The sequence below is a fragment of the Rhodoferax sp. genome, assembly GCF_028714215.1.
Taxonomy (GTDB): Bacteria; Pseudomonadota; Gammaproteobacteria; order Burkholderiales; family Burkholderiaceae_C; genus Rhodoferax.
This window is the reverse complement of the sequence record NZ_JAQTMS010000071.1, coordinates 1-23,920: the sequence shown is the minus strand read 5'-3', so window position 1 is coordinate 23,920 and position 23,920 is coordinate 1. Positions and strand designations below refer to the sequence as shown.

Below are 23,920 nucleotides of genomic sequence, written 5' to 3'. Positions count from 1 at the left end.
CCTCCACGACAAGGACCAAAGTCTCCACCACAAGCGTCGCCACGGCTTGCCCCTTTGCAAATCAAGCACTTACGCGCAACCCAAGATCCAATTCCCGGGAAAGCAACGGCGAGTTGAGAAAGATGGGCTAGCGGCTGCGTCGGCTGACAAAACCCACCAGGCAGTGCCCGGTGGGTTTTTTTTGTTCTGTTCCCGCTCTTGACCTGGCGCCTTGAATCCCGGATCATCCTCGACCATGTTGGCAGAATGAAGAGTGGAGGACTGCGTGGGAACAGTTAAGCTTGAAGCCGGATTTACGCTGATCGAACTGATGATTGTGATGGCGATTGTGGGTGTTCTGGCGTCGCTGGCCTTACCGGCCTACAGTGATTACGTCATCAGGGCCAAGGTCAGCGAAGGCTTGTCGTTGGCGGCACCGGCGAAAACCATGGTGCTTGAGAACGCCATCTTTGGTACCGCCTTCAGCACGGGTTGGACCTCCCCTGCTGGAACCGATAACGTCAGCAGCGTCGACATCGATGACGCCCGGGGCCAGATCACGATTACCTACACCGACAAGATATCCCCGGCCGGCGCCAACACCCTGATTTTGGCTCCGCGCATTGGCAGTTCGGATGGTCCAAGGTTGATTGGAACTGCCACCGGTTCCACTGCGCCGGGCGGACAGATTGTCTGGAACTGTAATTCCGCCGATCAAAATCCGGCGGTCAATCACGGCACCTTCGGTACATTGCCCGGTAAATACGCCCCGGCCAACTGCCGCGGTTAGCGCTTGCGCAGCAGATTGACGCGCATCGGCCGGACAAAGTGGGCACCGTCTGCCGTCATGTGCGCTTCAAAGCGCTCACGCACCGCCTGCAAGGTGGCGGCATCAAGATGGTGATCGGCAAAGCTGACGCCAATCATGCGTTGCTGGAACTCGGCAAAGTCGCGCAAGTGCAGCGGTGTTTCGAAGAATATTTCGGCCTCTGCCTCCCAGGCGCCCGAGGCAATGGCCTGCTGCACCGCGCGCAAGGCCGCCGCACGCACCCGTTCCTCGTCGTGAAACAAGCGCATCACCTCGTTGAAGGCGCCGGCGAAAACCGGCTCCGAAACGTACATCAGGCCCTTGGGTCGCAACACCCGATGCACTTCCGACAGGGCGTGGTCCATCTGGTCCAGCGGCACATGGTGCAGCGACTTGAGCATCAGCGCCAGGTCGAAACGCTGGGCTTCAAAGGGAATAGCCTGAGCCCCGGCCAGCACGAATTGCAGGCGCTGGCGTGGCAGTTGCAGGTTCCTGGCGTGCTGACGCTGGTCCACTTCCAGGCCGGTGACCCGGCAGCCGGGGCAGTGCTCCAGCAATTGGCGTGACAGCTGGGCGGCGCCGCAGCCCAATTCGATGATGTCCGGCCGCTGCGTCAGATCGACCAGCGATTGCAGCAAGGTGAATTCGTCGTTGATCAGCACGCTGAGCGCCTCAGGAGGGAGTCCAGAGCCGGGGCAGACCGGGCAGGGTGCGGAAGATGCGCGACAAAGAGCCGTTGCGCACCAGGCTGGTGGCGTGCGCCATGTCGGGTGCCAGAAAGCGGTCTTGCACCATCGCCGGTATCTGCTGGCGCAGCAGCGCATGCGCCTGCTCCAGCGCGATCGAGCTGCGCAGCGGACGCAGGAACTCGATGCCTTGCGCCGCCGCCAGCAGCTCTATGCCCAGGATGTTGGCGGTGTTGCTGATCATGGCCTGCAGGCGGCGCGCGGCAAAAGTGGCCATCGACACATGGTCTTCCTGGTTGGCGCTGGTGGGCAGGCTGTCGACGCTGGCCGGGTGCGCCAGCGATTTGTTCTCCGAGGCCAGCGCGGCGGCCGTCACATGCGCGATCATGAAGCCGCTGTTGAGGCCGGCGTCGGCCGTCAGGAACGGTGGCAGGCGCGACACGCCGGCGTCGATCAGCATCGCAATGCGGCGCTCGGCAATGGCACCCACTTCAGCAATGGCCAGTGCCATGCCGTCCGCCGCCAGCGCCACCGGCTCGGCATGAAAATTACCGCCCGAAATAAGCTCCCCCCCGAAGCGGCCTGTGGCCGCCTCCCCCCCAGGGGGGCGCCGCTGGCGGCCCGGCAAAGCCGGATCCGCGGCGTCCGCTTGGAGGTCCTCATTGGCGAACAGAACCAGCGGGTTGTCGGTCACCGCGTTGGCCTCGCGCAGCAGCACCAGGGCGGCGTGGCGCAACTGGTCCAGACAGGCGCCCACCACCTGCGGCTGGCAGCGCAGGCTGTAGGGGTCTTGCACGCGGTCATCGCCGTCCTGGTGGGAGCGGCGGATGGCGCTGCCCGCCAGCAGCGCGCGGTAATACTGGGCCACGTCGATCTGGCCCGGTTGACCGCGCAGCGCATGGATGCGCGGGTCGAACGGCCCATCGCTGCCGCGCGCGGCGTCCACCGTGAGGGCGCCAATCACCAGGGCCGCTTCCAGCACCGGCTCGAAGGTGAGCAGGGCGTGCAAGGCCAGCGCGGTGGAGGTCTGGGTGCCGTTGATCAAGGCCAGGCCTTCCTTGGCGCCCAGTGTCAGCGGTGCAATGCCGGCTTGCCGCAAGGCCGCCAGGGCCGGCACGCGCTGGCCGTCCCGCAGCATGTCGCCTTCGCCGATCAAGGCCAGTGTCATGTGCGCCAGCGGTGCCAGGTCGCCGGAGGCGCCGACCGAGCCCTGGGACGGCACATAAGGCACCAGTCCGGCGTTGTACACCGCCAGCAGCGTGTCGACGACGACCTCACGCACGCCCGAATAGCCGCGCGCCAGGCTGGCGGCCTTGAGTGCCAGCATCAAGCGCACAACCGCCGGCGCCAGCGGCTCGCCGACGCCGACACTGTGCGAGCGGATCAAGTTGAGTTGCAGGGTGTCGAGCTGCGCTTTGCTGATGCGCTGGTTGGCCAGTTTGCCAAAGCCAGTGTTGACGCCGTAGACCGGTGCCTCGCCATCGGCGGCACGCTGCACCACTTGCTGGCTGGCGCGGATCAGCGCGCGGCAGGTTTCAGGGAGCGTCAGTTGCCGGACGCCGGCGTGAATGGCTTGCAGTTGCGTCAGTGTCAGCTGGCCTGGCTCGATCGTTAAATGGGTTTGCATCTCAGGGCTTCTTCATCGGCAGTTTGAGGCCATGTTCACGGGCGCACTCTTCGGCAATTTCATAACCGGCGTCGGCATGCCGCATGACGCCGCTGGCCGGGTCGTTCCACAACACGCGCGCGATGCGCTGGGCCGCCTCCGGCGTGCCATCGCACACCACCACCACGCCGGCGTGCTGCGAGTATCCCATGCCGACGCCGCCACCGTGGTGCAGGCTGACCCAGGTCGCGCCACTGGCGGTGTTGAGCAGCGCGTTCAACAGCGGCCAGTCGCTGACGGCATCGCTGCCGTCCTTCATGGCTTCGGTCTCGCGATTGGGCGACGCCACCGAGCCGCTGTCCAGGTGGTCGCGGCCGATCACGATCGGGGCTTTCAGCTCGCCGCTGCGCACCATCTCGTTGAAGGCCAGGCCGGCCAGATGGCGCTGGCCCAAACCGATCCAGCAGATGCGTGCCGGCAGGCCTTGAAACGCGATGCGTTGTTGCGCCATGTCGAGCCAGCGGTGCAGCTGCGGGTGATCAGGGAACAGGGCCTTCATTTTGGCGTCGGTCTTGCGGATGTCTTCGGGGTCGCCGCTGAGCGCCACCCAGCGGAACGGGCCGACACCGCGGCAAAACAAGGGGCGCACATAGGCCGGCACAAAACCGGGGTAGTCGAAGGCCTTGGCCACGCCGTAATCCTTGGCGACCTGGCGCAGGTTGTTGCCGTAGTCCACGGTCGGCACGCCCATGGCATGAAAAGCCAGCATGGCGCGCACGTGGCTGGCACAGGACTGGCCGGCGGCTTGCGTCAACTCCGCATGCTGCGCCGGGTCGCGCTGCGCGGCGCGCCAGCGTTCCACGCTCCAGCCGGACGGCAGGTAGCCGTTGACCAGGTCGTGCGCCGAGGTCTGGTCGGTCACGATGTCGGGGCGGATACCGCCGGCTTGCGCGCGCCGGACCAGTTCCGGCAGCACCTCGGCGGCGTTGCCGCACAAGCCGATAGACACCGCCTCTTTGCGCCCGGTGTGCTGCGCAATCATTTCAAGCGCCTGGTCCAGATTCATGGCCTGCTGGTCCAGGTAGCGGGTGCGCAGCCGGAAATCGATGGAGCTTTGCTGGCACTCCACGGTGAGCGAGCAGGCACCGGCAAAGCTGGCCGCCAGCGGCTGGGCACCACCCATGCCGCCCAGGCCCGCGGTCAGTATCCAGCGCCCGGCCAGTTGGCCGCCAAAATGCTGGCGCCCGGCTTCGACAAAAGTCTCGTAAGTGCCTTGCACAATGCCTTGCGAGCCGATGTAAATCCAGCTGCCGGCGGTCATCTGGCCGTACATCATCAAGCCGGCGCGGTCCAGCGCGTGGAAGTGCTCCCAGGTGGCCCATTTAGGCACCAGATTGGAATTGGCGATCAGCACCCGCGGTGCGCCGGGGTGGGTGCGAAATACGCCCACCGGTTTGCCGCTCTGCACCAGCAGCGTTTCGTCGGCCTTCAACTTGCGCAAGCTGTCCAGGATGGCATCAAAGCATGGCCAGTCGCGCGCCGCCTTGCCGATGCCGCCGTAGACCACCAGCGCATCCGGGTTCTCGGCCACTTCCGGGTCCAGGTTGTTTTGCAGCATGCGGTAGGCGGCCTCGATTTGCCAGTTGGCGCAAGTCAGGGCGTTGCCACGGGGCGCCCGCACCGGCCGCGCCTGGCTGTTGAAAAAGGGGGTTGCTGAGAGGTCGGTCATGGTGAACTCGCGGTTCGGTTAACGGTTTGTGAGTTCAGTTTAGTTGTCTATACAACTTGAATCGTTCAGGGAAAACCCGTAGTCGAAAGACCTTGGCACCATCTGGCGAACAGCCATTTCTCTATTCGTTTCAGAGGAGAAACAGCGCCCCACCGGTGACTGGCGGGAGCGCTTGTGGTGGTTTCAAAATAGAGAGGTCGATTCCCAATAGATGATAATTTTTGGTTTACGGCCGAATCCAGGCATCCGATACTGAGCCCATGTTGTCCGACTCCCGTCCCGTTTCCGCGGTCGATCGCGCCCTGGTGGTTCTGGCCACGCTGGCGCGCCATGGACGTGCCATGACGGCGGCCGAGTTGCTGCACCAGACGCAACTGAGCCAAAGCACCTTGTACCGGCAACTGTCGTCTCTCAAGCGCTGGGGTTTTGTGCTGGAAGGCGAGGGCCGTTACGCGCCCGGTCCGCTGAGTCTGCAACTGGCGCTAGGCTTCGACATGGCTTCGCACTTGGTGCAGCACGCGCAGGCCGACATGCAACTGCTGGCGCAGCAATCGCAGGAGAGCGTGGGCCTGATCGTGGCCGTCAACGGCCAGGCCATTTGCCTTGACATGATTGAGAGCCGGCAAGCCTTGCGTTGTTCGTTCGAGAAGGGGCGCGGCGTGCCACTGCAAAAAGGCGCCTCGGCAAAATGCCTGCTGGCGCACCTGCCGCCGGGGGAATTGAACGCCGCGCTGGACGCCAACCTGGGCGAGGAGCGGCCACGAGCGGACCTTCTGGCCGAACTGGGCGCGATCCGAAAAGCCGGCTTCGTCGTCAGCAACGGGGAAGTGGATCCCGGTGTCTGGGGTGTCAGCGTGCCTTTGCTAGGCCCCGGCAAGCGCGCCCTCGGTGCCCTGACCCTGATGGCGCCCAGCATGCGTGTGCACGGCAAGCATTCGCCCCTGATTCAGATGACGGTAGTGACGGCCGCCCGGATATCCCGAAGTTTGCGTACCCCCTAATGTTTCAACCCCCTGGAGATCTCCCATGAACTTTCGCCGCACCTTCCTTCTGTCCTGCCTGGCCGTCGCCGCGCTGGGCGCCGCCCATTCGAACGCGCAAGACGTTCTGCGCGTCGGCACCGACGCCACTTTTCCGCCCATGGAATTTGTTGAAAACAACAAACGCAGCGGCTTTGACATCGACCTGGTGGAGGCCATCGGGAAAGTGCTGAACAAGCGCGTCGAATGGGTAGACATCGACTTCAAGGGCCTGATTCCGGGACTGGTCTCCAAACGCTTCGACGTCGCCGTGTCGGCCATCTACATCACCGACGAGCGCAAGAAAGTGGTCGACTTCACCGACTCTTACTACGCCGGCGGACTGGTCGCCATGGTGAAGGACGGCAACGCCGCGATCAAGACGCTGAACGACCTGAACGGCAAGAAAGTCAGCGTCCAAGTGGGGACCAAGTCGGTCGGCTACCTGGGCAGCAACTACCCCAAGGTGCAACTGGTGGAGGTGGAAAAGAACCAGGAGATGTTCAACCTGGTCGAGATCGGCCGCGCCGACGCCGCCGTTACCGGCAAGCCGGCGGCCTTCCAGTACGTGCGCACGCGCGGCGGACTGCATGTGCTGGAGCAGCAACTCACCACCGAGGAGTACGGCATGGCGCTGCGCAAGGACACGCCGGAGTTGACCAAGGCCATCAACGGCGCCCTGGCCAAACTCAAGGCCGATGGCAGCTATGCCCAGATCGTCAAGAAATGGTTTAGCAACTCCGGCAAATAACAGCTCAGGCGGATTTGATGGGACTCGATTTCTCCCCGGTTTTTGTCGGCTGGCGCAATCTGCTCCAGGGCGCGTTCATCACTGTCGAAATTACGGCGGTGGCCTTGCTGCTGGGCTGCATCATGGGCTTGCTGGTGGGAATCGGGCGCCTGAAGCCCGAACGGCGCGTGGTCTACGCGCTGTGCACCAGCTATGTTGCGGCGATTCGCGGCACCCCTTTGCTGGTGCAGTTGTTTCTGCTGTTCTTCGGCCTGCCGCAGTTCGGCATTCTGTTGCCGGCGTTCTTTTGCGGCGTCATCGGGCTGGGCATTTATTCTGGTGCCTACGTGTCGGAAATCGTGCGCGGCGCCATCCAGTCGGTGGACCGGGGACAGATGGAGGCGGCGCGCTCGCTGGGCATGTCGTACGGCACCGCCATGCGCTCCATCATCCTGCCGCAGGCGCTGGTGCGCATGATTCCGCCGCTGGGCAACGAATTCATTGCCCTGATCAAGAACTCGGCCCTGGTGTCGCTGCTCACCATCCACGACCTGATGCACGAGGGGCAGAAGATCATCAGCGTGACTTACCGCTCACTGGAGGTCTACCTGGCCATTGCGGTCCTGTATTTCGTGCTGACCGGGCTCACCACCTTGGCCTTGCGTCGCATCGAGGAGCATCTGCGGGCCGGAGGCATGGTGCAATGAACATGCAAAAACCCATTCTCAGCATCCGCGGCTTGCGCAAGTCGTTTGGCGATCATGTGGTGTTGCAGAACATCGATTTCGAGGTTCAGCCATCCCAGGTGGTGGTCATCATAGGCCCCAGCGGCTCCGGCAAAAGCACTTTCTTGCGTTGCTGCAACGGGCTGGAACAACCCGACAGCGGCCGGGTCGAGATCTGTGGCCACACCTTGTCCGAAGCCGGCCAGATGCTGGGCGACCAGCCGCTGAACCATTTGCGCGAGCAGGTGGGCATGGTGTTCCAGTCGTTCAACCTGTTTCCGCATCTGTCGGTGATAGACAACATTACCGTCGGTCCGCGCAAGGTGCGCGCGGTCTCCAGGGCGCAGGCCAACAGCGAGGCCATGGTCTTGCTGAACAAGGTCGGGCTGGCGGAAAAAGCCCACGCCATGCCGGCCAGTCTGTCGGGCGGCCAGAAGCAGCGCGTGGCCATTGCCCGGGCCCTGGCGATGCAGCCGCAAGTGATGCTGTTTGACGAACCCACTTCGGCGCTGGACCCGGAACTGGTGGGCGAGGTGCTGCAAGTGATGAAGCTGTTGGCCAGCGAGGGCATGACGATGATGGTGGTGACCCATGAAATGGACTTTGCCCGTGAAGTCGGCGACATCGTGGTGGTGATGGATGGCGGCGTGTTGATCGAGGCTGGTCCCCCCGACATCATTTTTACCAACCCGACCCAGCCGCGCACGCGCGACTTTTTGCGGGCGGTCCTGAACCGCGCTTGAGATGCCCGATACCCGCTTGCCGGCCTACCAGCAGGTCAAGGCCTATGTCAAGGCGCAGATCAACCTGGGGCTCTGGCGCGCCGGCGATCCGGTGCCCAGCGAGGCGGTATTGCAGCAGCAGTTCGGCGTCAGCCGGATGACGGTGAACCGGGCCGTCAAGGAGTTGGCGGTGGAGGGGCTGGTGACCCGGGTCCGGGGTTCCGGCACGGTGGTGGCGCAGTTGCACCGGATCTCCAGCACCCTGGCGGTGCGCGACATCCATGAAGAAGTGCTGGAGCGAGGTCACAGCCACGCCACAAAAGTCCTGACGGTTGAGAAGGTGCGCGCCGATACGGCACTGGCGCAGATCCTGAAACTGCGCACCGGCAGCACCGTCTTTCATTCGGTCATGGTGCATTTTGAAGACGGGGTGCCGATCCAGTTTGAGGATCGCCACGTCAATCCGCAAGCGGCGCCGCACTATCTGAGCGTTGATTTCAGCCGCACCACACCGACCCGCTACCTGCTTGAACAGGCACCGCTGACGGAGGCCAGCTATTCGATCAAGGCCGCGTTGCCCAGCGCGCTGGAAGCGAAACAGCTGGCGATCAAGCGCCGCGAGCCCTGTCTGGTGATGACCCGGCGCACCATCAGCGGCATTCATGTAGCCAGTCTGGCGCGCCTGGTTTACCCCGGCCTGCGCTACAGCTTCAGCGGGAAATTCGAACTGTGAACTGGAACATCGTTCAACTGGCCGAGGTCGCGCCCAGCCACTGGCGCAATGGCGGCGGCGTGACCCGTGAGCTGCTCGCCTGGCCCGATAGCGCCGACTGGGTTTGGCGCATGTCGGTGGCCGAGGTCGCCGCCAGCGGACCTTTTTCCCGTTTCGACGGTGTGCGGCGCTGGTTTGCGGTGCTCTGCGGTGCCGGTGTGCGGCTGACCATCGACGGCCACTTGCATGAGCTGACCCGCCGCAGCGAGCCCCTGTGTTTTGACGGTGCCAGCGCGGTCGACTGCCAGTTGCTGGAGGGTGCCACACAGGACTTCAACCTGATGCTGCGCGGCAACCGGGCTTCGGCGCAGATGGAGCGGGTGTCAGGCCAGCTCAAGTTGGACACCAGTGTTTCCCTTGTGGTTGCGGTTTACGCGATGGAGGCGGGCGCGACCGTGTTCTCCAGGCATGAAACGCTGACGATTCCGGCGCATAGCCTGGCTTGGCGCAAGCTGCCGGCCAATGCAGCCGTGCGGGTCGAAAGTGCCGACGCCTTGTGGATGGAGATTGCCGCATGAGCCTGAAACTCTGGCAAGGCTGTAGCGTGGCGACCATGCTGCCCAATCCGGCAGTACCTTACGGCTTGATTGAGGACGCTGCATTGGTGGTTGACGGCGCGTTGCTGCGCTGGGTCGGCGAGCGGCGTGATTTGCCACCGGAACTGGCCCGGCGTTGCGGGCAACAGCATGACGCCGGTGGTGCCTTGATCACCCCCGGACTGATCGATTGCCACAGCCATCTGGTCTACGCCGGCGATCGGTCCGATGAATTCGAGTTGCGCCTGAACGGTGCGACTTACGAAGAGATTGCACGCCGTGGCGGTGGCATCGCGTCCACCGTGCAGGCAACTCGAAGTGCCAGCCCCGAAGAACTGAAAACACAAAGCCGGGTGCGTTTGCAGCAATTGCTGGGGGAGGGTGTGACAACGCTGGAGATCAAGTCGGGCTATGGCCTGACTTTGGAGCACGAACGCAAGATGCTACAGGTGGCGCGCGAACTGGGGCAAGAGCATGCGGTATCCATTCGCACCACGTTTCTGGGCGCGCATGCGGTGCCGCCCGAGTTTGCCGCTCGCACCGACGATTATCTGGATGAGGTGTTGCGCATGTTGCCGCTGCTTCAGGCCGAAGGTCTGGTCGATGCGGTGGATGCGTTTTGCGAGCGCATTGCTTTCAGTCCGGCACAAACAGCCCGCCTGTTCGAGGCCGCCCGGCAACTGGGCTTGCCGGTCAAGCTCCATGCGGAACAACTGAGTGACAGCGGCGGTGCCGAATTGGCTGCCGGTTTTGGTGCCCTTAGTTGCGATCACCTGGAATGGCTGTCGGAGCAGGGCGCGCAGGCTATGGCCAAGGCCGGCAGCGTGGCTGTGTTGTTGCCGGGTGCGTTTTATTTTCTGCGTGAAAGCAGGCTGCCGCCGGTCGACTTGCTGCGCCGGCATCAGGTGCCGATGGCCATTGCCACCGACTGCAATCCCGGCAGTTCCCCGTGCAGCTCGCTGCTGCTGATGCTCAACATGGCGTGCACCTTGTTCCGCTTGACGCCGCAGGAAGCACTGGCCGGCGTGACGCGGCAGGCGGCGCAGGCGCTGGGTTTGCCGGACCGCGGCGTGCTGGCGCCCGGCAAGCGTGCCGATTTTGTGTTGTGGGATGTGCGGCAAGCGGCGCAGCTCAGTTACGCGCTTGGCGCCAATCCCTGTATCCAAACCATTTTCAACGGTGAAGTCAGATGACATTTACTTTGCACCGCGGGGCATCGCCGCTGCTGGTCAGCATGCCCCATATCGGGACCGAAATCCCGCCCGAATTGCAGGGCGCCCTGGAGCCCCGCGCGCTGGCCGTGGAAGACACCGACTGGCATCTGGACCGGCTCTATGACTTCCTGCCCGAGCTGGGCGCCAGTGTGATCAAGCCGCGCTACTCGCGCTATCTGATTGACCTGAACCGGCCGCCGGACGATGCCCCCATGTACCCTGGCGCGTCCAACACCGAGCTTTGTCCGACGCGCTTCTTCAGTGGCGACGCGCTGTACCGGCCGGGCCGCGAGCCCACGCCTGAGGAGCGCAATGGTCGACGCGAGCGCTATTGGTTGCCCTACCACGCGGCACTGGCGGCGGAGTTGCAACGCATCAAGGCACGCCATGGCTACGCCTTGCTGTGGGATGCGCACAGCATTCGTTCGCAGTTGCCGTGGTTGTTCGAGGGCAGGCTGCCGGGTTTGAACATTGGCACCGCCGGCGGCGCCGCGGCCGATGCCGCGGTTGCCGCCGCGGTGGTCGGTGTTTGCGCGGAGAACCGGCAGGTCAGCCATGTGCTCAATGGCAGATTCAAGGGCGGCTACATCACCCGCCATTACGGCGCGCCGCAAGCCCGGGTGCAAGCCGTGCAACTGGAGATGTGCCGCTACCTCTACATGCGTGAGGACGCACCGTTCGATTACGACGCCGCGATGGCCAGGCCGATCCAGCCGCTGCTGAAAACCATGCTGACCGCTGCGCTGGCAGCCTGCCGGACTGTTTATGAAATATAAGGCCAGAAGCTTTTTTGCCGCCCAAGCTTGGATCGACAGTGCCTGGGCTCCCGAGGTGCTGCTGAGCGTGGACGGCGACGGCAACTGGTGCGACATTCAAACCCATGCGGCGCTGCCGGACCGAAGCGGGGCCACCGTTCTGAGGGGTCCCGTGCTACCGGGACTGGTGAACGCCCACAGTCACGCTTTTCAACGCGCCATGGCGGGCCTGACCGAGCGCGCGGGCGGTTCCGGCGCTGCCGTCGGCGACAATTTCTGGAGCTGGCGCGACCGCATGTACGCGGTGGCGCGGCGCATCAGGCCGGATCAGTTGGAGGCGATTGCGGCCTTCCTCTATGCCGAACTGCTGGCCGCCGGCTACACCCAGGTCTGCGAGTTTCACTACCTGCACAACGCGGCCGATGGACAGCCTCATGCCGACCCGCTGGAAATGTCGCTGGCGCTGGTGCGGGCGGCGCAGACCGTGGGCATCGGCTTGACGCTGCTGCCGGCGCTTTACATGCGTTCCGGTTTTACGGCGACCGGCTTGCGCGAGGATCAGCGCCGCTTTGCCTCGACGCCCGACAGTGTGTTGCGCCTGATCGAAGATCTGCGGGCTCAAGCCGGTGCTTGTTCAAACGTCAATCTGGGTGTGGCTGTGCACTCCTTGCGCGCCGTCGATCTGGCGGCGATCCAGGAAGTAGCTGCGGTTGCCGCGGGCCATGCTCTGCCGATCCACATCCACATTGCGGAGCAGATGCAGGAGGTGCAGGACTGCATCGCCGCCACCGGCCAGCGCCCGATCGAGTACCTGCTGGCGCATGTGCCGCTGGATGCCCGCTGGAATCTGGTCCACGCAACGCAGGGCACGGCGGCGGAGTTGCAAGCGGTGCGCGCCAGCGGCGCGGCCATCGTCATCTGCCCCAGCACGGAAGCCAATCTGGGCGACGGCGTGTTCGATTTTTCGGGCTATGGCGGCAACTGGTCGATCGGCTCCGACAGCCATGTGACGCGCAGTTGGACCGAGGAACTGCGGCTGCTGGAGTACTCGCAGCGCTTGACGCAGCACCGGCGCAATGTGGCGGCCCGGGCCGGCGACAGTGCTAGCAGTGCCGCCGCGCTGCTACAGGCGGCTTTGGCCGGTGGCAGATCTGCCACCAGTTTGCCGCTGGGTGCGATACAGGTGGGTCACCGAGCCGACTTCTCTGTGCTTGACGATCAATCATCGGCGCTGCTGGGCGTGCCGGCCGACCACCTGCTCGACGCGCTGGTGTTTTCCAGCCCGCAAGCCCCCATTGCCGAAGTCTTTGTGGCTGGCCGACCGATGCCGTCCGCACTGGAGCGCAGGCCGCAACTAGGACATGATTTTGTGCGGACCATGAAGGCTCTCTGGACCTGAGTGCGGCGTGAGACGCGACAATACGGGTTATGACCCACACCTCCACTCATTTCGACGATGTTGCAATGACTGCCGCCGAGAACATTCCAGAAGGCTTCCGAAGCGTCAAACTCGGTGGCCCTTTCATTTCTCACAATGGCCCGCTGTACGCCAAGTGGAGCGGCCAGCGCCTGCTGCTGGGCTTTCGCGTCGAAGAGCGGCACAGCAACCCGCTGAAGGTCTGTCACGGCGGCATGCTGGCGACTTTTGCCGACATGCTGATTCCCTGCGCAGCCATGTACCAGGGCGAGATGGAGCGGCGTTTTCTGCCCACCATCAGCCTGCAAATTGATTACATGGGCGCAGCTGCCCTGGGCGCCTGGGTGCAGGGTGAAGCGGAGGTGCTGCGCACCACGCGCAACATGTTGTTCGGCCAGGGGCTGGTGACGGCCGATGGCCAAGCCGCCTTGCGCGTCAGCGGCATTTTCAAGATGGGGCAACTGATAGGCGACGGCACCGCCACCGATCCCTTGGGGTTGAAGTAGCTTGCGCAGGACGATGCTTCTGCGAATCGTTTCAAGAATAGAATGGCCGCGTTCATAGCGGAGTTTCCAAAGCGAGGGTTTATGTTGGCCCAACATGCCATTCTTGATGCAGCACGTCGCGCCGCGAATGCGGCGAGCAGCCCTGCGCGAGTCATGCTGTTTGGCTCCTACGCTAGGGGCGATGCTGACGAAGGCTCGGATCTGGATCTGCTGGTTATCGAGAGCCACGTGCCGGACAAGGCCGATGAGTACCTGAGACTGCACCGCGCCATTGGTGCCATCGGTGTTGGCGTCGATGTGCTGGTGATGTCCGGCGAGGAGTTCGCGCGTCGCAGCCAGGTGCCCGGAACCCTGCCCTACTGGGCGGCCAAGGAAGGAAGACTGATTCATGACGCCAGCGCGTGAAGAGGCACGCCGACTGCTGCGCCTGGCGCAGCGCGACAGCGACACCTTCGCGCTGCTGCTGCCTCTGCCCAAAGCCACGATGGCTGCGCTCGGTTTTCATGCCCAGCAAGCCGTTGAGAAGGCTTTGAAAGCCGTTTGTACCCGGCACAGCATTGAGGTGCGGCGCACCCACGATCTCGCGGCGTTGGGACAAACTGTGTTGGACCATGGAACGGCACTGCCAATTTCAGTGGATGAACTGCGCAGCCTTAATCCGTTTGCGGTGGAATTTCGGTACGACGACGAAATGACGTCCTCGATGGAGCGTGAAGAACTCGATGCGCTGCTGCGTGCGGTCCTGGCATGGGTCTGCACTCAGGTTGATGACTGATACGTCATCCCGCTTTTCATCTTTCTGTCTTTTTACCTGTGTTCGTGCCGGTGCTCCATGTCCGGGTAGTGCGGGTGGCTGTGCTGCATGTCGCCGTGCCAGTGCGGATGGCTGTGCTGCTCCGTCAGGTGCAGCCAGAGGCCCAGGGCCATCAAGAATCCGGCGCCCCAGAACAGGGGTGAAGTGCTTTCACGGAACACGCCAACGGCAATGGCGGCGCCCAGGAACGGCGCCAACCCGAAGTAGGCGCCGCTGCGTGCCGCTCCCAGGCCGCGCAGCGCCAGCACGAACAGCGCCAGACTGACGCCGTAACCCAGAAAACCGATCAGCAGGACCGGTCCCGTGACGCGCCACGGCGGCAGGGACTGCGCCAGCAGCAGCGCCAGGCCGATGTTGACGGCCGCCGCCACCAGGCCTTTCAGGCCGGCAATGAACAGCGCATCCGAGTTGGAAACCTGGCGCGTCAAATTGTTGTCCAGCGCCCAGCACAGGCAGGCACCGGCAATCAGGGCCGCGCCGGCCCAGCCCTCGACCGCGCCGCCCGATGTGCCGGGCCAGGACAGCAGCAGGCCTCCCAGCACAATCAGCAGCATGCCCAGGATGACGCGCCGGTCGGCGTTTTCCTTGAACACGACCCAGGCCAGCAAGGCGGTCAAGACGCTCTCCAGATTGAGCAGCAAGGAGGCCGAGGCGGCGCTGCAGCGGGCCAGGCCCAGCATCAGCAAGGTGGGCCCGGCGACGCCGCCGCAGGCAATGGCGCCCAGCAGCCAGGGCCACTCGGAGCGCGTCAGCCCCGGGGCGCGCCAGCCGCGGTCGCGCAGCAGACGCAAGGCGCTCAAGCCGACGCCGCTGCCCAGGTACAGCAAGCCGGCCAGCAGCAGGGCCGAGAGCTCGCCGACAAACTGTTTGGCAAAAGGCGTACTGGCCCCGAACAGGGCGGCGGCGGCCAGTGCCGCCAGCACGGCGCTCGGGGGGTGGGTGATTTTCAAGATGCGCTGTCCCCGAATAGGTCCATTGAAGTTAAGGTGTATTGCCTATTGTCCAACGATTGGGATCGGGGTCTGCCTTACCATCGCGGCATGACCAGCCTCGCACTTCATCCGCCTCGCGGCGTACCTCTTAAGCAGGACGCCAGCATCATCGGTCTGGTTGGACTGGCCCATGCCAGCTCCCATTTTGCCCACCTGCTGCTGCCGTTGATGTTTCCGGTGTTCATGAAAGAGTTCGGCCTGAGCTACTCGCAGCTGGGCTTGTTGATGACCACCTTCTTCGTGGTCTCCGGTCTCGGGCAGGCCGTTGCCGGTTTCCTGGTCGACCGCCTGGGGGCGCGGCCGTTGCTGTATCTGGCACAGGGTATTTTTGTGCTGGCCTGTAGCGCGGCGGCCATGGTCACCGGCTACACCGGGCTGCTGCTGGTGGCGGCGCTGGCGGGCCTGGGCAATGCCACTTTCCACCCGGTTGACTTTACTATTTTGAACCAGCGGGTCTCGGCCCCGCGGCTGGGTTACGCCTTCAGTGCGCACGGCCTGACGGGTAACCTGGGCTGGGCCGCGGCACCGGTATTTTTTGCCGCCATCAGCCGTCTTTCCACCTGGCGCACGGCCTATCTGGCGGCGGCGGTGATGTATGTCTGCATTTTGATGCTGCTGATCCTGCAACGCGACAAATTGAGCACGCACACAGCGGTGCAGCATCCCGACGCGCCGCTCGAACACAGCATGGCTTTCATGAAGTTGCCGGTGGTGTGGTGGTGTTTTTCCTTCTTTCTGTTGTCCACCATGACGCTGGCGGTGGTGCAAAGCTTTTCGGTCTCCATTCTGAAAGCGATGCATGACGTGAGTTTTGAGGCCGCTACCTTGACCCTGACGGCTTACATGCTGTGCGGCGCGCTGGGCATGTTTGTCGGCGGCTTTGTCGCGGCACGCACGGCCGACAGCAATCGCGTGGTGGCCCTGGCCATGGCCAGCGGGGCGGTTCTGCTGGCGCTGTGCGGCACCGGCTGGCTGGGCGCCAGGCTCAGCATGGTGGTGTTGGCGAGCACCGGTTTTGCGATTGGCATAGGCGGGCCGTCGCGCGACATGATGATCAAGAAGGCAACGCCCAAGGGCGCCATCGGCCGGGTTTACGGCATGGTCTATTCCGGTCTGGACGTGGGCTCGGCCCTGTCACCCCTGTAGTTTGGCATGTTCATGGACCGCGGCTGGTACGGCGCCACGCTGATGGGTGCGGCCGTGGTGCTGGCGCTCAGCGTGCTGGCAGCGCTGGGGGTGGGGCGCCGGACCGCAAAATAATTGTTTCTAACGCGGCAGAGCTTCAAATTCAACGCCCAGCCGGCGTTTCATGGCACGGGCGTAAAGGCCAGGCGCCAGGCGGCTGAACCACCAGGCCAGGCGCGAAGTGCGGTCTGGCAGCAAGAAACGGCGATTCCCGGCCACGGCAACAAAGATGCGCTGGGCGATGTCTTCTGCCGTCGATTCGCCGCCGCTGGTGATGCGCGGGCTTGACACCGTGCTACCGTCACCGCCCAATCCGGCGGCGCCGATGCCGGTGCGGATGAAAGACGGGCAGACCAGCGTCACGCTGACACCACTCGCTTCGACCTCGCAACGCAAGCTGTCGAAAAACCCCAGCAGCGCATGTTTGCTGGCCGCGTAGCCGGTGCGCCCGACCAGCGGCGAAAAGCCGGCGACGCTGGAAATGGCGACGATGAAACCGCGCTGTGCCGTGACGTGGGGCAGGGCGGCGTGCGTGAGATGCAAGGCGCCGAAGAAGTTGACCTCCATGACGCGGCGTATGACGCCCGGGTCGGTGTCGCGCAACAGACTGCGATGGCTGATGCCGGCGTTGTTGATCAGGCCGTCGAGCCTGCCAAAGTGGGCCAGCGTTGCTGCAACGGCCATCTTGCAAGCCACAGGGTCGGTGATGTCGCCCGGCAGGGCAAGCGCTTGTGCGCCGGATTGCGCCAACGTGCGCACCAGGGCATCGAGTCGCGCCGCGTCCAGGTCCATGGCGGCAATCAAGCTGCCAGCGACGCCGTAACGCCGGCACAAGGCCGCGCCCAGCCCGCCAGCGGCACCGCTGATCAAGACCACTTGGCCCTGGAAGTTACGACGACGCATCATGTGTCAGCCAGGCGCGCAGGCGCTCACAAGGCCTTGGCCTGTTGCGCCGCACGCCACAGCTCGAACACCTGGGCCGAGCTGAGCTTGGGCACGTAACCGAACTCGGTTTTCAGCCGGGCGTTGTGCAGCACCGGCCGGTAGCGCAAAAAGTCAAGTTGTTCCGGCCCGTATTGGGTCGCCTTGAGCTTCTTCAGCAGCCACAGCGCCGCCCTGAGCAGTCCGGCCGGCAACACCAGGCAGCGCTTGTTCAGGCGCGCGGCGATCTCGTGGATAGTGAGTTGGCCATCGCCCGCGACGTTGAAAATTCCCGTCACGGGCGAATCTATGCCATGCAGAATGGCGCCCACCACATCCTGGTCGTGGATGAAGACGAAGGGGCTGTCCGAGCCGCGGATGGCCAGCAGGCGCGGTTTCTTGAACAGGTCGGTGATCTGGTTGTTGACCGTGGCGCCCAGGATGGTGCCTATACGCAGGATGATCTGCTCCAGTTGCGGCTGGCTCTGCCGGTAGTCGGCCAGCATTTCTTCCACCAGGCGCTTGTGCCAGGAATAGGCGAAGCTCTGGTTGCCGCGCAGCGCGTCGCTCTCGGTAAGCCAGGGCGGGTTGTCGGGGTGGTAACCGTAGGCGGCGCCACTGGACGAGACAATCAGACGCCGCACCCCATGCCTGACGCAGGCTTGCAGCAGATTGCGGGTGCCGCCAACGTCGACGCTGTATTCGAATTCGCGGCTGCTGTTCTTGCCGGGTGTGACGATAGACGCCAGATGCACCACCACGTCAGGGTTGTGGCCGGCGACGATGGCTTCGACATCCGCCGAGCGGATGTCGGCCACTTCATACGCCACGCCGGCCAGGCGTTGCAGCGGCTCGCGCAGGTCCAGCGCGATGGTGGCGACATCGGCGCGCTGGGCCAGGCGCGCCACTACCTGGTTGCCCAGATAGCCCGAACTGCCGGTGACGAGGACGCTGCGAGTCTTCATGCGGTGAGCAGCGAGGGTGGCCGCCGGCTCCAGAAGGTGGCGAGCGAGAGCCCGGCGACGATATGCCAGATGCCCCACCAGGCGGTGATGACGGCCATGCCGCCCAGGCCGTCGAAAAAGCTGAAGATCAGGATCAGGCCGAGCCCCGAATTCTGGATGCCGCACTCGATCGCCACGGCACGCCGGTCACGCTCGGGCAGCTTGGCGACGAAGGCCATGCCGTAGCCGGTCAGCAGGGCGCAAGCGTTGTGCACCAGCACCACGCCCACCACCATGCCGACGTAAAGCTTGAAGTACTGCCAGTTGGCGCCCAGCGCGGCCAGCACAAAGAGCAGGAAGAAGGCCAGTGAGAAGATCTTCATCGGCTTTTGCGCGCGCGCCGTGAAGCGCGGCCAGCGGCGCGAGACAAAGAGGCCGATGGCCAGCGGCAGCCCCAGCAGCAAGAACACATGCAGGAACATCTCCAGCGGATTGACCGCCACCTGGCGCAGCAGCGGCTGCGCCGGCGCGTAGAGGCCGCCCCAGAAGGCGATGTTGAGCGGCGTCATGACGATCGCGGTGAGCGTTGACAAGGTGCTGATGGAGACCGACAGCGCCGTGTTGCCGCGGGCGAAATGGGTCAGAAAGTTGGAGATGTTGCCGGCCGGGCAGGATGACACCAGGATCATGCCCAGCGCGATGCTGGGGCGCGGCTGCATCAACAGCACCAGCAGAAAAGTGAAGGCCGGAAACACCAGGTGATGGCCCAGCAAGCCGATGACCAGAGCCCGCGGCGTGCGCAAGGCCTCCTTGAAGTCGTCGGTTTTGAGCTCCAGCGAAACGCCGAACATGACGAAGCCCAACACCACGTTGAGCAGCAGCAGCGACTGCGGACTGAAGTTGAGGCGGACCAGATCAATGTCGGTCATGGCGACTGCTCCGCGTTAACCTTTGGGTTCCTCGTGCATCTTCTTGAAGTGGATCAGGCCCGGTGCCCACATGTGCTTGACCGGATCCACATCGACGTGGATCACGGCGCAACGGCCGGTGGCCAGCGCCCGCTCCAGCGCCGGCTTCAACTGCGCCGGGTCTGACACCCGCTCACCGTAGGCGCCCATGCTGATGCCCAGTTTGTCGAACTCGATCTCGCCCAGGTCGGCCTTGATCGTTTCATCCGGGTCCAGGTGCTTGAAGAGCATGGTCTTGAAGGGCCGCAGCATGAACTGCTGGTTCATCTTCACCATGCCCCATTGCTTGTCGCACAGCACGATGTAGATCACCTGCGCCTTGTTGCGCACCGCCGTTTCGACCTCCTGCGAATGAAAGCCCATGGCGCCGTCGCCGATGATGCAGCAAACGGGCAGACCGGGCCGCGCGATGGCGGCGCCCACCGCCTGCGCCATGCCGGCGCCCAGCATGCCGAACTTGAAGGTCGACAGCACCGTGTTGGGCACCGTCACCTGGTGGTAGAACATGGCCCAGATGGTGGCATTGCCGCCGTCGGCCACCAGCACCGAGTCCGCTGGAAACAGTTTGCCGCAAACGGCGCCTATGTGCGCCGGGTTCATCGGTATGGCCATGTCGGAGAGCGCCTTGTCCCAGCCGGCGCGCTCATCCTTCATGACTTTGGCATAAGTGGCGACGCGCTCGCGCCGGGCGTCCAGCTTGATCTCGGCCTGGCGTCGTGTCAGCTCATCGCCCAGCAACTCAAGAAAGCGTTTCAGGTCGGCGACGATGGCCAGATCGACCGGCTTGTTCAGGCCAATCATGTCGGCATCCAGATCGACTTGGATGGTCTTCTGCTCCGACGGCTTGCGCCAGTAGGGCGGCTTGCCCCACCAGTCGGTTTCACCCAGGCGCGAGCCCAGGATCAGCACCGCGTCGGCCTCGTTGCGCACCCGGTGGTTGAGTTTGACGTGCGGCATGGTGATGGCCAGCGGCGACGCTTCGGTGAGCACGCCGCGTGCCGCCCAACTGGTGGTGACCGGCGCCTGCAGCAGGTCAGCCACGCGCCGCAAGGCGTCGAAGGCCAGCGCGTGAATGACGCCGCTGCCGGCGTGAATCATGGGCGCCGCGGCGCTGATCAATAACTGTGCCGCGCCGGCCACCTGCTCGGCCGAGGGCGACAGCCTATCGGTGGCGCGGTACTGGCCTGGCGACCAGTAGCCGACATCGGCCTTCACCTTGGCGTTCATGATGTTTTCCGGCACGTCCAGGTGTACCACGCCGGGCCGCCCCTCGTAGCTTTTGCGCAGCGCCTTGCGCAGCAGCTCCGGCACGCGGCCAAAGGACGACACCGCGCTGCTCCACTTGGCGATTTTGCCGATGACGCCGCTTTGATCGAAACACTGGTAGCTGCCGCCGCGGTCCGGGTACATGATGCTGGGTCGGCGCGCGCTGGTAATGGCCAGCACCCGGTTGCCGTCGGCCTGCTCCACCACCAGTCCCGGCAGCAGGTTGGCCACGCCGGGTCCGTTGCTGGCCATGCAGACACCTAATCTGCCGGTAAGCCGCGCATAGGCGCCGGCCATGTGCGCGGCCGAGGTCTCGTGGCGCGGCGTCACGATCTCGATGCCGATTCGGTGCAAGGCCTCGTAGAAACCAAAGTAGGTGCCGTCGATGATGCCGAAGACTTTTTCGACACCTTCCTGCTGCAACATGCGGGCGATAACTTCGCCGCCGCTGATCTCTGCCATCTTGTTGTCTCCTGTAATCCTTTTGAATCCGTTGCTGAACGGGACCTCGATTGACCGGCTGGGCTGGGCTGGTCATTATGCAATTTCGGCACAATGGGGTCCATGACAATCACACCCACACCCCAAATTGCCGGCCACTTGCTGGTCCAGTGCCTTGTCGAACAAGGTGTCACGCACGCCTTTGGCGTACCCGGCGAGAGCTATCTCGCGGTGCTGGATGGCTTTCACCGCTACCGCGATCAGATCCAGTTCATCATCAATCGCCAGGAGGGCGGCGCCGCCTACATGGCGGAGGCGCATGGCAAGCTGACCGGGCGCCCGGGCGTCTGTTTTGTGACGCGCGGCCCCGGTGCCACCAATGCCTCGATCGGCGTGCACACCGCGTTTCAGGATTCGACGCCCATGGTGCTGTTTGTCGGCGACGTGGCCAGCGACACGCGGGACCGCGAAGCGTTTCAGGAAGTCGATTTCCCGAGCTTTTTCGGACCCAGCACCAAGGGCTTTGCGAAGCGCGTGGAACGCATCGACGATGCGCGGCGCATTCCCGAGTACGTGGCGCGTGCTTTCGCCACCGCCATGAACGGCCGACCCGGACCGGTGGTGCTGGTGTTGCCGGAAGACATGCTGACGCAGACCCTGGTGGCTGACGCGGTCAGCGGATTGCCGCCGCAAGCCTTGCCGCGCGTGACTGCCGTCGAGGCCTGGTGCGACCCCGGATCGCTAAGCCGCTTGCGCGAGCTGCTGCTGCAGGCGCAGCGGCCTTTTGTCATCGCCGGCGGTGGCGGCTGGACGGTGGCGGCGGCACAGGCCTTGCAGCGCTTTGCCGAGCACTGGCAACTGCCGGTGGGCAATGCGTTTCGCTTTCAGGACATCTTCGACAACCACCATCCGCTGTATGCCGGCGATGTGGGCATCGGCATCAATCCCAAGCTGGCGGCGCGCATCAAAAGCAGCGACCTGATCCTGGCCGTGGGAGCCCGTCTGGGCGAGATGACCAGCGGCGGCTACACCTTGCTCGAGGCGCCGCGACCGAAGCAGAAGCTGGTGCACATTCATGCCAGCGCGGAAGAACTGAACCGCGTCTACCAGGCCGACCTGGCGATCAACGCCGGCATGGGCGCGGCAGCCCTGTCGCTGGAGACTTTGGCGGCGCCGCCGACACTGGCCTGGCAAGCCTGGACGCAAGCCTGCCAGGCCGATTACCTGGCCAATCTGCTGCCGCAGACCCTGCCCGGCGAGGTCGACATGCCGGCACTGGTGGCGACGCTGCAACAGCATTTGCCGGTCGATGCGGTGCTGACCAACGGCGCTGGCAACTTTGCCAGCTGGGTGCACCGCTTCTACCGCCATCACGGCCTGGCCAAGGGCTTCAAGACGCAACTGGCACCGACCAATGGCGCCATGGGCTACGGCGTGCCGGCCGGCATTGCAGCGGCCATCACCACCGGGCGCGTCGTCTTCACCGTTGCCGGCGATGGCGACTTTTTGATGAACGGGCAGGAGCTGGCGACGGCCGTGCAATACGGCGCCAAGACCATCATCGTGCTGCTCAACAACGGCATGTTCGGCACCATCCGGATGCACCAGGAGCGCGAGTATCCGCAGCACGTCGCCGGCACCCAACTGAAGAATCCCGACTTCGCGGCGCTGGCGCGCGCCTATGGCTACGCCGGTGTGCGCATCAGCCGCACCGAGCAGTTCGAGCCCGAGTTGCTGGCGGCGCTGGCGCGGCCCGAAGGCACCCTGATCGAAGTGCTGCTGGACCCGGAAGTGATCACCACCCGCGGGACCTTGTCGGCCATCACTGCGCAGGCGCTGCAAAAATCCAAATGAAAGCGTTTCCTCGTCATGAATCTGCCTAGCCCGGAATCAGCCCTTTATCCGCCAATCGAACCCTACCGCAGCGGACGGCTGGCGGTGGACGAATTGCATACCCTGTACTGGGAAGAATGCGGCAACCCGTTGGGGCTGCCGGTGCTGTTTTTGCACGGTGGTCCGGGCGCCGGCTTGTCGCCCCTGCACCGGCAATTTTTCGATCCGCGGCGCTACCGCATCGTGCTGTTCGATCAGCGTGGTGCCGGGCAATCGACGCCGCTGGGCGAGTACCGCAACAACAGCACGCAACTGCTGATCGACGACATCGAAAAGATCCGGCAAATGATGGGTGTTGACCAATGGCTGGTGTTCGGCGGCTCCTGGGGTTCGACCCTGGCGCTGGCCTATGGCGAGAGCCATCCGCAGCGTTGTCTGGGCTTTGTACTGCGCGGTATCTTTCTCTGTACCCCGACTGAGATCGACTGGTTCATGAACGGCATCGGCTGGTTTTTTCCGAAAGAACATACGCAGTTTTTGGCGCCTATTCCACCAGAGGAGCGCGCCGACCTGTTGCAGGCCTATGCCAAGCGCTTGTTCAGCGAAGACCAGGCAGAGTCCAGCGCGGCGGCCCGAAGCTGGAGCCGTTATGAGGGCAGTTGCCTGCACCTGCTGCCGCATCCCGAAGAGGCCGAACAATTTGGCTCGGATCGGGTGGCACTGGGCGTGGGCCGGCTGGAGGCGCACTATTTTCAGCACCAGGGCTTTTTGAGCGAAGACCAACTGGTGCGCAATGTGCAGCGGATACGGCATCTGCCGGCCGTCATCGTCCAGGGCCGCTACGACGTGGTGTGCCCGCCGGCATCCGCCTACCGCCTGCAGCAAGCCTGGCCCGAGGCTCAATTCATCCTGGTGGAAGACGCCGGCCACGCCGCCTCGGAGCCGGGCACTGCCAGGGCGCTGGTGGCGGCAACAGACCAATTCAAGACGACTGGGCGCTTTGCTTAGGGATTGAATCGATCCCGCAAGGCTCTGATTTTTTCGCTGTCGTAGTCCGGAATAGGTTCTTGGCACAGAACATCAAACTTGCGCATCTTGCGTTGGTCAATAAAGCCCAGACGATGCAGGTCAAGGGCCGTCTCATGTACGGCCTCAAAAATCGGGCTCTTCGCCTTGGCACCTGTTTTTACTTCGATTTTGGTCTTAATGGTCATGGCAAATTTCCTCTAATCAAATGGGAGATCCCCCGGCTTTGCCGGGGTGGCAGTAGGAGTTTGACATATACGTAGGTGTCCATCGCAGAAACTACCAATCGTGAGCCGCCAAGCAAACGAAAGGAGAAACTGGATGGA

At 63.9% G+C, this 23,920-nt stretch carries 25 protein-coding genes; 16 read left to right on the top strand and 9 right to left on the bottom strand.

Features of this window, described 5'->3' with window-relative positions; translation table 11 throughout:
• Positions 1-265 precede the first annotated feature (265 nt).
• Entirely contained in the window at positions 266-769 is a 504-nt protein-coding gene (locus tag PHS32_RS22115; RefSeq protein ID WP_301081585.1) for a pilin, read from the top strand.
• On the opposite strand, the gene PHS32_RS22110 is transcribed toward PHS32_RS22115, so the two are convergent.
• The 3 genes from PHS32_RS22110 to hutU are packed head-to-tail and all read right to left on the bottom strand — an operon-like array spanning position 766 to position 4,808.
• Positions 766-1,449 carry a class I SAM-dependent methyltransferase gene (locus PHS32_RS22110; protein ID WP_301081584.1) on the bottom strand — a complete coding sequence of 228 codons (684 nt, stop codon included), beginning with the start codon at positions 1,447-1,449 and terminating at the stop codon, positions 766-768. The genes PHS32_RS22115 and PHS32_RS22110 overlap by 4 nt on opposite strands.
• A 10-nt stretch (positions 1,450-1,459) precedes the next feature.
• Entirely contained in the window at positions 1,460-3,100 is a 1,641-nt protein-coding gene (gene hutH / locus PHS32_RS22105) for a histidine ammonia-lyase (protein WP_301081582.1), read from the bottom strand.
• Between the two features lies 1 nt (position 3,101).
• A complete protein-coding gene (gene hutU / locus PHS32_RS22100) occupies positions 3,102-4,808 on the bottom strand; it encodes a urocanate hydratase (RefSeq protein ID WP_301081581.1) in 1,707 nt (568 codons plus the stop codon).
• Between the two features lie 260 nt (positions 4,809-5,068).
• Between hutU and PHS32_RS22095 the strand changes: the two genes are divergently transcribed.
• The 12 genes from PHS32_RS22095 (at position 5,069) to PHS32_RS22040 (ending at position 13,979) form a co-directional block, all read left to right on the top strand.
• Positions 5,069-5,809: an IclR family transcriptional regulator gene (locus PHS32_RS22095; protein ID WP_301081580.1), complete on the top strand. Its 741-nt coding sequence runs from the start codon at positions 5,069-5,071 to the stop codon at positions 5,807-5,809.
• A gap of 25 nt (positions 5,810-5,834) precedes the next feature.
• Complete coding sequence (locus PHS32_RS22090; RefSeq protein WP_301081578.1) at positions 5,835-6,578, top strand: transporter substrate-binding domain-containing protein; 744 nt, start codon at positions 5,835-5,837, stop codon at positions 6,576-6,578.
• A gap of 17 nt (positions 6,579-6,595) precedes the next feature.
• The gene (locus tag PHS32_RS22085) at positions 6,596-7,264 is read left to right on the top strand and encodes an amino acid ABC transporter permease (protein ID WP_301081577.1); all 669 of its coding nucleotides are present in this window, start codon (positions 6,596-6,598) and stop codon (positions 7,262-7,264) included.
• Positions 7,261-8,025, top strand: a complete 765-nt coding sequence (locus PHS32_RS22080) for an amino acid ABC transporter ATP-binding protein (RefSeq protein ID WP_301081576.1) — start codon at positions 7,261-7,263, stop codon at positions 8,023-8,025. The genes PHS32_RS22085 and PHS32_RS22080 overlap by 4 nt, the downstream gene beginning before the upstream one ends.
• A gap of 1 nt (position 8,026) precedes the next feature.
• On the top strand, positions 8,027-8,737 hold the full coding sequence (gene hutC / locus PHS32_RS22075; RefSeq protein ID WP_301081575.1) for a histidine utilization repressor: 711 nt from the start codon (positions 8,027-8,029) through the stop codon (positions 8,735-8,737).
• Positions 8,734-9,294: a HutD family protein gene (locus PHS32_RS22070; RefSeq protein WP_301081574.1), complete on the top strand. Its 561-nt coding sequence runs from the start codon at positions 8,734-8,736 to the stop codon at positions 9,292-9,294. The genes hutC and PHS32_RS22070 overlap by 4 nt, the downstream gene beginning before the upstream one ends.
• Positions 9,291-10,505: an imidazolonepropionase gene (hutI, locus tag PHS32_RS22065; RefSeq protein WP_301081573.1), complete on the top strand. Its 1,215-nt coding sequence runs from the start codon at positions 9,291-9,293 to the stop codon at positions 10,503-10,505. Before PHS32_RS22070 ends, hutI begins: the two co-directional genes overlap by 4 nt.
• Complete coding sequence (gene hutG, locus PHS32_RS22060) at positions 10,502-11,302, top strand: N-formylglutamate deformylase (protein WP_301081572.1); 801 nt, start codon at positions 10,502-10,504, stop codon at positions 11,300-11,302. The genes hutI and hutG overlap by 4 nt, the downstream gene beginning before the upstream one ends.
• Complete coding sequence (locus PHS32_RS22055; RefSeq protein WP_301081571.1) at positions 11,292-12,680, top strand: formimidoylglutamate deiminase; 1,389 nt, start codon at positions 11,292-11,294, stop codon at positions 12,678-12,680. The genes hutG and PHS32_RS22055 overlap by 11 nt, the downstream gene beginning before the upstream one ends.
• A 29-nt stretch (positions 12,681-12,709) precedes the next feature.
• Positions 12,710-13,204: a PaaI family thioesterase gene (locus tag PHS32_RS22050; RefSeq protein ID WP_301081569.1), complete on the top strand. Its 495-nt coding sequence runs from the start codon at positions 12,710-12,712 to the stop codon at positions 13,202-13,204.
• Positions 13,205-13,285: 81 nt separating this feature from the next.
• Positions 13,286-13,609, top strand: coding sequence for a nucleotidyltransferase domain-containing protein (locus tag PHS32_RS22045; RefSeq protein WP_301081568.1), 324 nt, complete (start codon positions 13,286-13,288; stop codon positions 13,607-13,609).
• Complete coding sequence (locus PHS32_RS22040) at positions 13,593-13,979, top strand: HEPN domain-containing protein (RefSeq protein WP_301081566.1); 387 nt, start codon at positions 13,593-13,595, stop codon at positions 13,977-13,979. The genes PHS32_RS22045 and PHS32_RS22040 overlap by 17 nt, the downstream gene beginning before the upstream one ends.
• A 32-nt stretch (positions 13,980-14,011) precedes the next feature.
• On the opposite strand, the gene PHS32_RS22035 is transcribed toward PHS32_RS22040, so the two are convergent.
• Positions 14,012-14,968, bottom strand: a complete 957-nt coding sequence (locus PHS32_RS22035; RefSeq protein ID WP_301081565.1) for a DMT family transporter — start codon at positions 14,966-14,968, stop codon at positions 14,012-14,014.
• A gap of 90 nt (positions 14,969-15,058) precedes the next feature.
• Between PHS32_RS22035 and PHS32_RS22030 the strand changes: the two genes are divergently transcribed.
• Entirely contained in the window at positions 15,059-16,156 is a 1,098-nt protein-coding gene (locus PHS32_RS22030; protein WP_366143501.1) for an MFS transporter, read from the top strand.
• A 120-nt stretch (positions 16,157-16,276) separates the two neighbouring features.
• Here the strand turns inward: PHS32_RS22030 and PHS32_RS22025 are convergent, their stop codons facing one another.
• From PHS32_RS22025 to PHS32_RS22010, 4 genes are read right to left on the bottom strand one after another with little or no spacing between them, the layout of a single operon-like run.
• On the bottom strand, positions 16,277-17,101 hold the full coding sequence (locus PHS32_RS22025) for an SDR family oxidoreductase (RefSeq protein ID WP_301081564.1): 825 nt from the start codon (positions 17,099-17,101) through the stop codon (positions 16,277-16,279).
• Positions 17,102-17,124: 23 nt separating this feature from the next.
• The gene (locus PHS32_RS22020; RefSeq protein WP_301081563.1) at positions 17,125-18,081 is read right to left on the bottom strand and encodes an SDR family oxidoreductase; all 957 of its coding nucleotides are present in this window, start codon (positions 18,079-18,081) and stop codon (positions 17,125-17,127) included.
• Complete coding sequence (locus PHS32_RS22015; protein ID WP_301081562.1) at positions 18,078-18,989, bottom strand: bile acid:sodium symporter family protein; 912 nt, start codon at positions 18,987-18,989, stop codon at positions 18,078-18,080. Before PHS32_RS22015 ends, PHS32_RS22020 begins: the two co-directional genes overlap by 4 nt.
• 15 nt (positions 18,990-19,004) lie before the next feature.
• On the bottom strand, positions 19,005-20,756 hold the full coding sequence (locus tag PHS32_RS22010) for a thiamine pyrophosphate-binding protein (RefSeq protein WP_301081560.1): 1,752 nt from the start codon (positions 20,754-20,756) through the stop codon (positions 19,005-19,007).
• Between the two features lie 102 nt (positions 20,757-20,858).
• Between PHS32_RS22010 and PHS32_RS22005 the strand changes: the two genes are divergently transcribed.
• Positions 20,859-22,589 (top strand): thiamine pyrophosphate-binding protein, encoded by a 1,731-nt coding sequence (locus PHS32_RS22005; protein WP_301081559.1) that lies wholly within the window; start codon positions 20,859-20,861, stop codon positions 22,587-22,589.
• Positions 22,590-22,604: 15 nt separating this feature from the next.
• On the top strand, positions 22,605-23,576 hold the full coding sequence (gene pip, locus PHS32_RS22000) for a prolyl aminopeptidase (RefSeq protein ID WP_301081558.1): 972 nt from the start codon (positions 22,605-22,607) through the stop codon (positions 23,574-23,576).
• On the opposite strand, the gene PHS32_RS21995 is transcribed toward pip, so the two are convergent.
• Positions 23,573-23,782 carry a hypothetical protein gene (locus PHS32_RS21995; protein ID WP_301081557.1) on the bottom strand — a complete coding sequence of 70 codons (210 nt, stop codon included), beginning with the start codon at positions 23,780-23,782 and terminating at the stop codon, positions 23,573-23,575. The two genes, pip and PHS32_RS21995, sit on opposite strands and share 4 nt — an antisense overlap.
• Between the last annotated feature and the right edge of the window lie 138 nt (positions 23,783-23,920).

Coding starts and splice junctions, on each gene's coding strand:
- PHS32_RS22050 (WP_301081569.1), top strand. CDS start 12,710: ATGACCCACACCTCCACTCATTTCGACGATGTTGCAATGACTGCCGCC.
- PHS32_RS21995 (WP_301081557.1), bottom strand. CDS start 23,782: ATGACCATTAAGACCAAAATCGAAGTAAAAACAGGTGCCAAGGCGAAG.
- hutI (WP_301081573.1), top strand. CDS start 9,291: ATGAGCCTGAAACTCTGGCAAGGCTGTAGCGTGGCGACCATGCTGCCC.
- PHS32_RS22040 (WP_301081566.1), top strand. CDS start 13,593: ATGACGCCAGCGCGTGAAGAGGCACGCCGACTGCTGCGCCTGGCGCAG.
- hutH (WP_301081582.1), bottom strand. CDS start 3,100: ATGCAAACCCATTTAACGATCGAGCCAGGCCAGCTGACACTGACGCAA.
- PHS32_RS22015 (WP_301081562.1), bottom strand. CDS start 18,989: ATGACCGACATTGATCTGGTCCGCCTCAACTTCAGTCCGCAGTCGCTG.
- PHS32_RS22020 (WP_301081563.1), bottom strand. CDS start 18,081: ATGAAGACTCGCAGCGTCCTCGTCACCGGCAGTTCGGGCTATCTGGGC.
- pip (WP_301081558.1), top strand. CDS start 22,605: ATGAATCTGCCTAGCCCGGAATCAGCCCTTTATCCGCCAATCGAACCC.
- PHS32_RS22010 (WP_301081560.1), bottom strand. CDS start 20,756: ATGGCAGAGATCAGCGGCGGCGAAGTTATCGCCCGCATGTTGCAGCAG.
- PHS32_RS22095 (WP_301081580.1), top strand. CDS start 5,069: ATGTTGTCCGACTCCCGTCCCGTTTCCGCGGTCGATCGCGCCCTGGTG.
- PHS32_RS22080 (WP_301081576.1), top strand. CDS start 7,261: ATGAACATGCAAAAACCCATTCTCAGCATCCGCGGCTTGCGCAAGTCG.
- hutU (WP_301081581.1), bottom strand. CDS start 4,808: ATGACCGACCTCTCAGCAACCCCCTTTTTCAACAGCCAGGCGCGGCCG.
- PHS32_RS22085 (WP_301081577.1), top strand. CDS start 6,596: ATGGGACTCGATTTCTCCCCGGTTTTTGTCGGCTGGCGCAATCTGCTC.
- PHS32_RS22030 (WP_366143501.1), top strand. CDS start 15,059: ATGACCAGCCTCGCACTTCATCCGCCTCGCGGCGTACCTCTTAAGCAG.
- hutG (WP_301081572.1), top strand. CDS start 10,502: ATGACATTTACTTTGCACCGCGGGGCATCGCCGCTGCTGGTCAGCATG.
- PHS32_RS22055 (WP_301081571.1), top strand. CDS start 11,292: ATGAAATATAAGGCCAGAAGCTTTTTTGCCGCCCAAGCTTGGATCGAC.
- PHS32_RS22045 (WP_301081568.1), top strand. CDS start 13,286: ATGTTGGCCCAACATGCCATTCTTGATGCAGCACGTCGCGCCGCGAAT.
- PHS32_RS22005 (WP_301081559.1), top strand. CDS start 20,859: ATGACAATCACACCCACACCCCAAATTGCCGGCCACTTGCTGGTCCAG.
- hutC (WP_301081575.1), top strand. CDS start 8,027: ATGCCCGATACCCGCTTGCCGGCCTACCAGCAGGTCAAGGCCTATGTC.
- PHS32_RS22090 (WP_301081578.1), top strand. CDS start 5,835: ATGAACTTTCGCCGCACCTTCCTTCTGTCCTGCCTGGCCGTCGCCGCG.
- PHS32_RS22025 (WP_301081564.1), bottom strand. CDS start 17,101: ATGATGCGTCGTCGTAACTTCCAGGGCCAAGTGGTCTTGATCAGCGGT.